Source organism: Aestuariivirga sp. (assembly GCF_044239095.1).
Lineage (GTDB): Bacteria > Pseudomonadota > Alphaproteobacteria > Rhizobiales > Aestuariivirgaceae > Aestuariivirga.
Map to the genome: position 1 here is coordinate 32083 of NZ_JBIICB010000005.1, position 10088 is coordinate 42170.

A 10088-nucleotide genomic window follows, 5' to 3' on the forward strand; every position below is an offset into this window, starting at 1 on the left:
GGCTTCCTCCTTACCACATGTTCAGGGCAACGCGGGCCTCATCCGACATGCGGCTGTGGTCCCACGGCGGGTCGAAGACGATTGTTGCCTTGCAGCTGGCAACACCCGGCACGGTGGACACGGCATTCTCCACCCAGCCCGGCATGTCGCCCGCAACCGGGCAGCCCGGAGCCGTCAAGGTCATTTCGATCGCAACGTTCCGGTCGTCATCGATATCGACCTTGTAGATCAGGCCCAGCTCATAGATGTCGACCGGGATCTCGGGGTCATAGACCGTCTTCAGCGCCGCGACGATGTCATCCGTCAGGCGCGCCAGCTCGTCCGGCGGAATGGCCGAAGGGTCCGGCGCATTGCCGGTCACGGGCAGGGTTTCAGTGGCAGCCTCGGTCATCCGAATATCCTCCGGGCAGAGATAAGCGCGTCTGCCAGAACATCAACCTCTTCGAGGGTATTGTACATGGCAAATGAGGCGCGGCAGGTTGCGGTGACACCGAAGCGCTGCAGCAGCGGCTGGGTGCAGTGGGTCCCGGCGCGGACGGCAACACCCGCCCGGTCGATCACGGTGGCGACGTCATGCGCATGCGCCCCCTCCATGGTGAAGGAGACGATGGCGCCCTTGTTCCTGGCGCGTCCGAAGATGCGGATGGCATTGATTTCGGAAAGCCGCGCCATGGCCCGGTCCCGCAGCATCGATTCATGGGCGGCGATGTTGTCGAGGCCGATGCCCCGCATGTAGTCCAGCGCCGCGCCAAGGCCGATCGCCTGCACGATGGCCGGCGTTCCAGCCTCAAAGCGGTGCGGCGGGTCGTTGTAGGTGATGGCATCCGTCGTCACTTCGGAGATCATCTCGCCCCCGCCCTGGTAAGGCGGCATCTTGGCCAGAAGCTCCTTGCGCCCATAGAGAACGCCGATGCCCGTGGGCCCATAGGTCTTGTGCCCGGTGAACACGTAGAAATCCGCATCCAGCGCCTGAACGTCCACAGCCATGTGCACGCAGGCCTGCGACCCGTCGACCAGAACGGCAATGCCCCTGGCATGCGCCATCTTGATCACCTCGGCCACCGGCACCACGGTCCCCAGCGCATTGGACATCTGGGTGATGGCCACGATCTTCGTCTTCGGCGTCAGCAGCTTCTCGAATTCCTCGATCAGGAAGTTGCCATCCTCGTCGATGGGCGCCCATTTCAGCACCACACCGTTCCGCTCGCGGTGGAAATGCCACGGCACGATGTTGGAGTGGTGCTCCATGATGGACAGCACCACCTCGTCGCCCGGCTTCAGCACCATCCCGCCAAAGCTCTGCGCCACGAGGTTGATGGCCTCCGTCGCATTGCGGGTGAAAATGATCTGCTCGGGCGACGGCGCGTTGAGAAAGCGTCTGACACTCTCACGCGCATCCTCGAAGGCCTGTGTTGCAGCGTTGGAGAGGAAGTGCAGGCCGCGGTGGACGTTGGAATATTCCTCCGTATAGGACTTGGTCATCGCATCCAGCACCGCCTTCGGCTTCTGGGCCGAAGCAGCATTGTCGAGATAGACCAGCTTCTTGCCATAGACCTCCCGCGAGAGGATGGGGAAATCGGCGCGGATGGCCTGCACGTCGAAATCCATCAGCCTGCCCTCCGGTGCTCGGTCAGCCAGCGCGCGGCATAATCCGTCAGCGCCTCGCGCAGGCCGTCATGGTGGATCATGTCGAAGGCCTCGCCCACGAAGGCGGCGATCAGCAGTGCCTTGGCCTCGGCCTCAGGGATTCCACGCGACTTCAGATAGAAGATGTGGTCATGGTTCAGGTCGCCCGCCGTCGCGCCATGGCCGCAGGCCACGTCATCGGCATAGATTTCGAGTTCCGGCTTCGCATCGAACTCGGCCGTCTCGGAGAGCAGCAACGCATGGCTCGATTGCTTGCCGTCCGTCTTCTGCGCATGCTGGCGCACAATCACCTTGCCCTGAAAGATGCCGCGCGCATGGTCATCCATCACACACTGGAACAGCTCCCGGCTGGCACAGTTCGGCACGCGGTGGTCAACCACCAGCCGCGTATCCGCATGCTGCTTGCCCGCCAGCAGATAGGCGCCGGACACCTTGGCATCGGTGAATTCGCCGTCGAAGCGATATGTCCCGTTCTGACGGTTCAGCCGCGCACCGGTGGAGAGTGTAAAGTCCCGGAAGGTCACGTTGCGCGCCAGCGTCACATGGGTGTGGGCCAGATGCGTTGCCTCATGCGACTCGATCTCGGCCTTCACCCGGTCAAGCCGTGCATTGGCGCCCACGCGAATTTCGGTGACGCTGTTTGAAAGATAGCTTCCCTCGCCCAGATGCGTCTCGATGATGGTCGCCGAGGCATCATCCGCCACCTCGATCACATTGCGCGTGGCAATGGTGCGGGGTGCGGCATTGGTCGCAATGAATACGAGTTCCACCGGCCGGTCGATGTTGCCGGAAAGCCTGATCCGCGCACCGTCCGACACAAAGGCCGCATTCATCTGCAGCACCGGCTCATCGGCTTCCGCCAAGATGTCCACAGCGCCGTTGGCCAGCTTCGAATGCGCGGCATCATAATGCCCGTTCACGAACACCATGCGCGTTGCGGCAATGCCGTGGAAGATCGAGGCATTCAGCAGCCGTTCGACCTCGCCCGCAGCCGCCGTCACCTGCTGGCGCGGCGGATAGGGCTTGTCGATCATCTGGCGCAGGTCGGTCCAGCGCCACTCTTCCATGCGCCGGTGCGGCAGGGAAAGTCCCAGCGCCTCCTCCGCAACAGTCCTGGACAGCGCGATGCTCATGCCGCGTCCTTCGTGAATTCGCCGTAGCCCTTCTCTTCCAGCTCCAGCGCCAGGCTCTTGTCGCCAGACTTCACGATGCGGCCCTTGGACAGCACATGCACAAAGTCCGGCACGATATAGTCGAGCAGCCGCTGATAGTGGGTAATCACGATCATCGCCCGGTCAGGCGAGCGCAGTGCATTGACGCCGTCCGCCACCACACGCAGCGCGTCGATGTCGAGGCCGGAGTCGGTCTCATCGAGGATGCACAGCGAAGGCTCCAGCACCGCCATCTGCAGGATCTCGGCGCGCTTCTTCTCGCCGCCTGAGAAGCCAACGTTCACCGGCCGCTTCAGCATGTCCTGGGAGACGTTAAGCTTCGCAGCCTTGTCTTTCACCATGCGCATGAAGTCCGGCGTGGACAATTCCTTCTCGCCCCGCGCCTTGCGCTGCGCGTTCAGCGCAACTTTGAGGAACTGCATGGTGGCAACACCCGGAATCTCGATCGGATACTGGAAGGCCAGGAACACGCCCTTGGCGGCCCGCTCTTCCGGCGCCATCTCGAGCAGATCCTCGCCCTTGTAGGTCACGGAGCCTTCCGTCACCTCATAGCCCGCGCGGCCCGACAGCACATAGGACAGCGTCGACTTGCCGGATCCATTGGGGCCCATGATGGCATGCACCTCGCCCGGCTTCACCGAGAGTGACAGGCCACGCAGGATCTCGCGGTCCTCGTCTTCGAGCTTCACATGCAGATTGTCGATGTTGAGCAGACTTGTCATCCGACACTTCCTTCCAGAGAAATGCCGATCAGCTTCTGCGTCTCGGCCATGAATTCCATTGGCAATTGCTGCAGCACGTCGCGCACGAAGCCGTTGACGATCAGCGCCACGGCCTCCTCCTGTGAGAGCCCGCGCGACATGCAGTAGAATATCTGGTCATCCGAGATCTTGGACGTCGTCGCCTCATGCTCGAACTGAGCGGTGGACGTCTTGGCCTCGATGTAGGGCACCGTGTGCGCGCCGCACTTGTCGCCGATCAGCAGCGAGTCGCACTGCGTGAAGTTCCGCGCGTTCGTCGCCTTGCGATGCGCCGAGACGAGCCCGCGATAGGTGTTGTCGGAGCGGCCCGCCGCGATGCCCTTGGAGATGATGCGGCTCGAGGTGTTCTTGCCGAGGTGGATCATCTTGGTGCCGCTATCGACCTGCTGGCGGCCATTCGAAATGGCGATCGAATAGAACTCGCCGCGCGATTCCTCGCCCCTCAGGATGCAGCTCGGATATTTCCAGGTGATGGCCGAACCCGTCTCCACCTGCGTCCAGCTGATCTTGGAACGCGCGCCACGGCAATCGCCGCGCTTGGTCACGAAGTTATAGACGCCGCCCTTGCCTTCCGAATCGCCGGGGAACCAGTTCTGCACCGTCGAATACTTGATCTCGGCATCATCCAGCGCGATCAGCTCGACCACCGCCGCATGAAGCTGGCTTTCCTCGCGCGTGGGCGCGGTGCAGCCTTCGAGATAGGAGACGTAGGAGCCCTTGTCGGCGATGATCAGCGTGCGCTCGAACTGCCCGGTGTTCTTGGCGTTCATGCGGAAATAGGTGGACAGCTCCATCGGGCAGCGCACGCCCGGCGGCACATAGACGAAGGAGCCGTCGGAGAACACCGCCGCATTAAGTGCTGCATAGTAATTGTCGCCCTGCGGCACGACGGAGAAGAGATACTTCTTAACCAGCTCCGGGTGCTCGCGCAGCGCTTCCGAGATCGAGCAGAAAATCACCCCCGCCTTGGCAAGCTCCGCCTTGAAGGTGGTGACAACCGAGACAGAGTCGAAGACGGCATCCACCGCCACCCTGCCGGAGGCATATTCGCCCCCCTCCTCATCCAGCTCGCTCTTCTCGCCCTGCTTCCTGACGCCCGCGAGGATTTCCTGCTCCTTCAGCGGAATGCCAAGCTTGGCATAGGTCTCGAGCAGCTTGGGGTCCACCTCGTCGAGGCTCTTCGGAGCCGCCGAGCCCTTGGGGGCCGCGTAATAGTAGATGTCCTGGAAGTCGATCTTCGGATAGCTCACCTTGGCCCAGGTCGGCTCCTCCATCTGCAGCCAGCGGCGATAGGCCTCGAGACGGCCTTCCAGCATCCAGGCTGGCTCGTTCTTCTTGCCCGAGATGAAGCGGACGGTATCCTCGCTCAGGCCCTTCGGCGCATAGTCGGACTCGATATCGGTCGTAAAGCCGTACTTGTACTTATCGACGTCGATGTCCTTGACGAGTTCGATGGTTTCGATGTCAGCCATGATATCCTCAAGCAGCAGCCCTTGCCTTGTGGCGGGAGACGATCTTCCGCCAGGCGGCAATGAAATGGTCGATGTGGTTTTCTGTGGTGTCCCAGCCCAGTGATACGCGGATCGCGGCGCGGGAGATTTCGGGTGCGACACCCATGGCAGCCAGCACATGCGATTTCGCAACCTTGCCCGACGAGCAGGCAGAACCTGACGAGACGGCGATGCCTTCGAGGTCGAAAGCCATCAGCAGCGTCTCGGCATTCATGCCGGGCATGGCGAAACATGTGGTGTTGGGAAGCCGGTCTGCGCCTCGCCCGAAGATCACGGCACCCTCCAGCGCCGCTTCCAGCCTGTCGCGCAGCGCCTGCACATTGGTCCTGGCCTGCGCCACCGCGCCAAAGCCCGCCAGCGCCACGAGATTTTCCGTTCCCGCCCTGCGCCGCAACTCCTGTCCGCCGCCATGGATCAGAGGTTCGACAGGGAGCCCGTCGCGGATGACCAGTGCGCCTGCCCCCACCGGGCCACCGAGCTTGTGCGCGGAGAGCGTCATCATGTCCACGCCCAGCAGCCCGAAATTGACCGGCACCTTGCCCAGCCCCTGCACCGCATCCGTGTGCACGAGATGACCCTCGGCCAGCCGCACGATCTCGGCCACCGGCTGCATCACGCCCGTCTCATTGTTGGCCAGCATCAAGCTCACCAGCGCCCGCGGTCCCTTGAGCATCCGCTCCAGCGCCGCCAGGTCGGCAACGCCATGGCCGTCCACCGGAACCGTCTCCACCGTCTTGCCGGACGCCTTCGCCGCCTCCAGCACCGAAGGGTGCTCAATGGCTGAGACGATCAGCCGTTCCACCGGCGCACTCTTCAGCGCCATGTTGTTGGCCTCGCTCCCGCCGGAGGTGAACACCACCATGGGCGCGATCACACCAACCGCCCGGGCCACCTGCTCGCGCGCGTCATCCATCACCTTGCGGGCCGCGCGGCCCTCGCCATGCACGGAGGAGGCGTTGCCCGTGCAATCCATTGCGCGGACCATTGCCACTTTCGCCTCCGGGCGCAGCGGCGCCGTTGCGTTATGGTCGAGGTAGCTCCTCAAGCCGTCTGGCCCTCCGGGTGGCGGTCCTTGGTCTGCTTGATGGTGGCAGCGAGCGCCAGGTTGCGCTTCTCGACGACGTCCTCGAGTGAAATCGATGACAGGAAATACATCATCTGGCGGCCGAGGCTGGACCACAGGTCATGCGCGTTGCAGCGCTCGCCCTTCACGCAACCTTCAACGGCATCACCGTTACAGCGTGTGAAATGCAACTCCTCATCAACGGCAGCAATGATTTCCGCTACCGGAATCAACTTCATTTCACGCGCCAGACGGTAGCCGCCGCCGGGGCCCCGCGCGCTCTCCACCAGCTTGTGCTTGCGCAGCTTGCCGAACAATTGCTCCAGATATTCCTGGCTGATGTCCTGCCGCTCCGCAATTTCCGCAAGGGAAACGGGCTCGCCATCCGAATGCGTGGCAATGTCGATCATCGCCATCACGGCATAACGGCCCTTGGTGCTCATCTTCATCCACGAAACCCTTGATTTTGAACCCCTCACCCGTGCTAAAGGCCATTGGATCAGGAGGCGGGTGCGCCAGTTTCGAATAATTCTAAACAGGATATAAAAAACCCGAGTGCAGGAGTCAACTATCTGGTGACCCACTCACCGGTTTTTCCTGCACCGACATCTCCGCACGAGGACCAGATTTTATGCCGGAAGTGATTTTCAGCGGGCCAGCAGGCCGCATCGAGGCGCGCTACCACCACTCCAAGGCCGCAGGCTCTCCCATCGCCATCCTGCTCCACCCGCACCCGACCTTCGGGGGCACGATGAACAACCCCATCGTGCATACCATGTACCAGATGTTCCAGAGCCGTGGGTTTTCCGTTTTACGCTTTAATTTCAGGGGCGTAGGCCGCAGCCAGGGGATCTTCGAGAATGGCGCGGGCGAGCTGTCCGACGCCGCCTCCGCCCTCGATTGGCTGCAGTCCTTCAACCGCGAGGCCAAGATCTGCTGGATCGCGGGGGTTTCCTTCGGCGCCTGGATTTCCATGCAGCTCCTCATGCGCCGCCCGGAGATTTCTGGCTTCATCTCGGTCGCCCCGCTGGCCAAGCACTATGACTTCTCCTTCCTCGCCCCCTGCCCGGCCTCGGGCCTCTTCGTGAACGGCGAGAAGGACACGGTGACGCCGCCCGAGGCCGTTCACAGCCTCGTTTCCAAGCTCAAGACGCAAAAGGGAATTGCGGTCGAGCACAAGGTGATTGCCGGCGCCAACCACTTCTTCCAGGACAAAATCGACGAATTGACCAAGACCTGCTCGACCTATCTGGACAAACGCCTTGCGGCGGAAGGCCAGCTTTAGGCTTTTATTTCACAGGCTTGGCAAGAATACCTCCGGAACGAGGTTGGGATGCGCCCGTCGTGCCGGGGAAGGTGATCGGCAGCGCCTTCAGCGACCGGACGGCCAGATAACCCCAGGCCTCCGCCTCCATTGAGTCGCCGTTGAATCCAACCTCTTCGGCAGCAATTACAGGAGCTTGGATCAATTCCCGCAAGTTTCGCATCAAGGTGGGATTGAGCCTGCCGCCGCCGCAGATGACGTAAAGCCGGGGCGCCTCCGGTACCAATCCGGCACTGCCGGCGATGGTGGCGGCGGTGAAGCGAGTCAAAGTTGCCGCACCATCTTCCGGCGATAGACCATCGAGCAACGATGAATCGAACGCATTCCGGTCGACGGATTTGGGTGCTGCAGTTGCAAAAAAGTTGTTTTTGAGTAGCTGCCCGATTGCATCCGCAGCAACATGCCCACGCGATGCCAGGGCGCCGTCCCGGTCGAGGGGCACATCCGTGTGACGCGCGCACCAGTCGTTGAGGAGAGCGTTGCCGGGTCCGGTGTCGAAGGCGACCAGTTCCCCCTCCCGCCCGATCCAGGTCATGTTGGCCACCCCGCCGATGTTGACGAAGGCGACCGGCCGCTCGTTAAGCCCGGCGGCCAGCGCCCGGTGGTAGACCGGGACCAGCGGCGCCCCCTGCCCGCCTGCCGCAACGTCAGCGGCACGGAGGTCGAAGACGACGGGGATGCCGGTGCGGTCTGCCAGCAGCGGTCCCAAGCCGAGCTGGACGGTGAGGCGGCGCTCCGGCCGGTGGATGACAGTCTGGCCGTGAAAGCCGATGACATCGACCGCCGCGGGATGGACCCGGAGGAAGTCAGCGACCGCCTCGGCGTGCCACGCTGTCAGCGCGCGTTCAGCCTCAGCGAGGATGCCGGGGCGGGCGTCGCGGCTCTCGAGCGGCCTTGCCTCACGCAGCGCATCCTGCAGCAGGGCCTGCTGGTCCGGCCTATAGGGATAGGTGACGGCGGGGCCACGCTCCACCACGTCCTCGCCATCGGTGCGCAGAAGCGCCACGTCGATGCCGTCGAGCGAGGTGCCGGACATCAGCCCCAGGGCGTTCAGCGGTTTTGACAGGAAGGGCCTCCGAAGGTTAAGAGCCCGCAGCCTTATCCCGAAAGTCCGAGTGCCATGAGCCAGTTCAAGTCCGATTTCCTCAACATACTCTCCGAGCGCGGATTCATCCACCAGATCTCGGATGCCGAGGCGCTGGACGCGCAGGCGAAGGCTGGCACCATCACCGGCTATATCGGCTTCGATGCCACGGCCTCCTCGCTGCATGCGGGCTCGCTCGTGCAGATCATGATGCTGCGCTGGATGCAGAAGACGGGGCACAAGCCCATTGCGCTGATGGGCGGGGGCACGACCAAGATCGGCGATCCCTCCTTCAAGGACGAATCCCGCAAGCTGCTGAGCGTGGAGCAGATCGCCAGCAATCTGTCCGGCATCCGGCAGGTCTTCACCAAGTTCCTGAATTTCGGCGAGGGCTCAACCGACGCGCGGATGGTGAACAATGCCGACTGGCTGGACCATCTCAACTACATCGACTTCCTGCGCGATTATGGCGTGCACTTCACCATCAACCGGATGCTGAGCTTCGATTCGGTGAAGCTCAGGCTTGAGCGCGAGCAGCCGCTCACCTTCCTCGAATTCAACTACATGATCCTGCAGGCCTATGACTTCCTCGAACTGTCCAGGCGGCAGAACTGCGTGCTGCAGATGGGCGGCTCCGACCAGTGGGGCAACATCGTCAATGGCATCGAGCTCGGCCGCCGCTGCGACCAGCGCCAGCTGTTTGCGCTCACCTCGCCGCTGCTGACGACATCCTCAGGCGCCAAGATGGGCAAGACGGCGGCAGGTGCGGTGTGGCTCAATGCCGACATGCTCTCGCCCTATGATTACTGGCAGTACTGGCGCAATTCCGAGGACGCGGATGTGGCCCGCTTCCTGAAGCTCTATACCGAACTGCCGCTCGCCGAGATCGCGAAGCTGGGGGCACTCGGCGGATCCGAGATCAACGAAGCGAAAAAGCTGCTCGCCACCGAGGCGACCGCCATGCTGCACGGGCGTGCGGCGGCGGATGAAGCTGCCGAGACGGCGCGGCGCACCTTCGAGGAAGGCCAGAGTGCGGAAGGGCTGCCCTCGATCCTGCTCGACCTCGACGGCGGCACGGGACTTCTGGCGGCCTGCGTGGCGGCGGGCTTTGCCTCGTCAAACGGCGAGGCGCGGCGCTCAGTCCAGGGCGGCGCCATCCGGGTGAACGACCAGGCGGTGGCGGACGACAAGCTGACGCTGACGCGCGAGATGCTGGCGGATGGCGTGATCAAGCTGTCGATGGGCAAGAAGAAGCATGTGCTGGTGAAGCCGGCGTAGGGACCCGGCGGGACTCGCGGAGAGAGGCCCTCATCCGCCCTTCGGGCACCTTCTCCCATCGCGTTGCGACGGGAGAAGGGAAACCTCACCATGAGTCCCTTCTCCCGTCCGAAGGATGGGAGAAGGTGGCCGAAGGCCGGATGAGGGCCCTTTCAGGCGGCGGGACTCGTGGAGGGAGGCCCTCATCCGCCCTTCGGGCACCTTCTCCCATCGCGTTGCGACGGGAGAAGGGGAACTAATTGTAACCT

The 10088-nt window shown here is 63.0% G+C and carries 10 protein-coding genes; 2 read left to right on the top strand and 8 right to left on the bottom strand.

Going from position 1 to position 10088, the window contains the following annotated elements; all coding sequences use genetic code 11:
- Window positions 1–10 precede the first annotated feature (10 nt).
- The 7 genes from ACILRA_RS01080 to ACILRA_RS01110 are packed head-to-tail and all read right to left on the bottom strand — an operon-like array spanning window position 11 to window position 6603.
- Complete coding sequence (locus ACILRA_RS01080; protein ID WP_395660239.1) at window positions 11–391, bottom strand: SUF system Fe-S cluster assembly protein; 381 nt, start codon at window positions 389–391, stop codon at window positions 11–13.
- The gene (locus tag ACILRA_RS01085; RefSeq protein WP_395660240.1) at window positions 388–1608 is read right to left on the bottom strand and encodes a cysteine desulfurase; all 1221 of its coding nucleotides are present in this window, start codon (window positions 1606–1608) and stop codon (window positions 388–390) included. The genes ACILRA_RS01080 and ACILRA_RS01085 overlap by 4 nt, the downstream gene beginning before the upstream one ends.
- Window positions 1608–2780, bottom strand: coding sequence for a Fe-S cluster assembly protein SufD (sufD, locus tag ACILRA_RS01090; protein WP_395660241.1), 1173 nt, complete (start codon window positions 2778–2780; stop codon window positions 1608–1610). Before sufD ends, ACILRA_RS01085 begins: the two co-directional genes overlap by 1 nt.
- Window positions 2777–3532, bottom strand: a complete 756-nt coding sequence (sufC, locus tag ACILRA_RS01095; protein WP_395660245.1) for a Fe-S cluster assembly ATPase SufC — start codon at window positions 3530–3532, stop codon at window positions 2777–2779. The genes sufD and sufC overlap by 4 nt, the downstream gene beginning before the upstream one ends.
- 5 nt (window positions 3533–3537) lie before the next feature.
- Window positions 3538–5055, bottom strand: coding sequence for a Fe-S cluster assembly protein SufB (gene sufB / locus ACILRA_RS01100; RefSeq protein ID WP_395660246.1), 1518 nt, complete (start codon window positions 5053–5055; stop codon window positions 3538–3540).
- 4 nt (window positions 5056–5059) lie between these two features.
- On the bottom strand, window positions 5060–6076 hold the full coding sequence (locus ACILRA_RS01105) for a cysteine desulfurase family protein (RefSeq protein ID WP_395660247.1): 1017 nt from the start codon (window positions 6074–6076) through the stop codon (window positions 5060–5062).
- 56 nt (window positions 6077–6132) lie between these two features.
- A complete protein-coding gene (locus ACILRA_RS01110) occupies window positions 6133–6603 on the bottom strand; it encodes an Rrf2 family transcriptional regulator (protein WP_395660242.1) in 471 nt (156 codons plus the stop codon).
- A gap of 182 nt (window positions 6604–6785) precedes the next feature.
- Here ACILRA_RS01110 and ACILRA_RS01115 point away from each other — a divergent pair, with 182 nt between their 5' ends.
- Entirely contained in the window at window positions 6786–7439 is a 654-nt protein-coding gene (locus ACILRA_RS01115; RefSeq protein ID WP_395660243.1) for an alpha/beta hydrolase, read from the top strand.
- A 4-nt stretch (window positions 7440–7443) separates the two neighbouring features.
- Here ACILRA_RS01115 and ACILRA_RS01120 read toward each other — a convergent pair whose 3' ends face one another.
- Window positions 7444–8580 (bottom strand): anhydro-N-acetylmuramic acid kinase, encoded by a 1137-nt coding sequence (locus tag ACILRA_RS01120; protein ID WP_395660248.1) that lies wholly within the window; start codon window positions 8578–8580, stop codon window positions 7444–7446.
- Between the two features lie 18 nt (window positions 8581–8598).
- Between ACILRA_RS01120 and tyrS the strand changes: the two genes are divergently transcribed.
- Window positions 8599–9840: a tyrosine--tRNA ligase gene (gene tyrS / locus ACILRA_RS01125; protein WP_395660244.1), complete on the top strand. Its 1242-nt coding sequence runs from the start codon at window positions 8599–8601 to the stop codon at window positions 9838–9840.
- Window positions 9841–10088: the final 248 nt, after the last annotated feature.

Excerpts from the sequence above, each read along its gene's own strand:
- ACILRA_RS01085 (WP_395660240.1), bottom strand. The coding sequence starts at position 1,608 with ATGGATTTCGACGTGCAGGCCATCCGCGCCGATTTCCCCATCCTCTCG.
- tyrS (WP_395660244.1), top strand. The coding sequence starts at position 8,599 with ATGAGCCAGTTCAAGTCCGATTTCCTCAACATACTCTCCGAGCGCGGA.
- ACILRA_RS01110 (WP_395660242.1), bottom strand. The coding sequence starts at position 6,603 with ATGAAGATGAGCACCAAGGGCCGTTATGCCGTGATGGCGATGATCGAC.
- ACILRA_RS01080 (WP_395660239.1), bottom strand. The coding sequence starts at position 391 with ATGACCGAGGCTGCCACTGAAACCCTGCCCGTGACCGGCAATGCGCCG.
- ACILRA_RS01105 (WP_395660247.1), bottom strand. The coding sequence starts at position 6,076 with ATGGTCCGCGCAATGGATTGCACGGGCAACGCCTCCTCCGTGCATGGC.
- sufD (WP_395660241.1), bottom strand. The coding sequence starts at position 2,780 with ATGAGCATCGCGCTGTCCAGGACTGTTGCGGAGGAGGCGCTGGGACTT.
- ACILRA_RS01115 (WP_395660243.1), top strand. The coding sequence starts at position 6,786 with ATGCCGGAAGTGATTTTCAGCGGGCCAGCAGGCCGCATCGAGGCGCGC.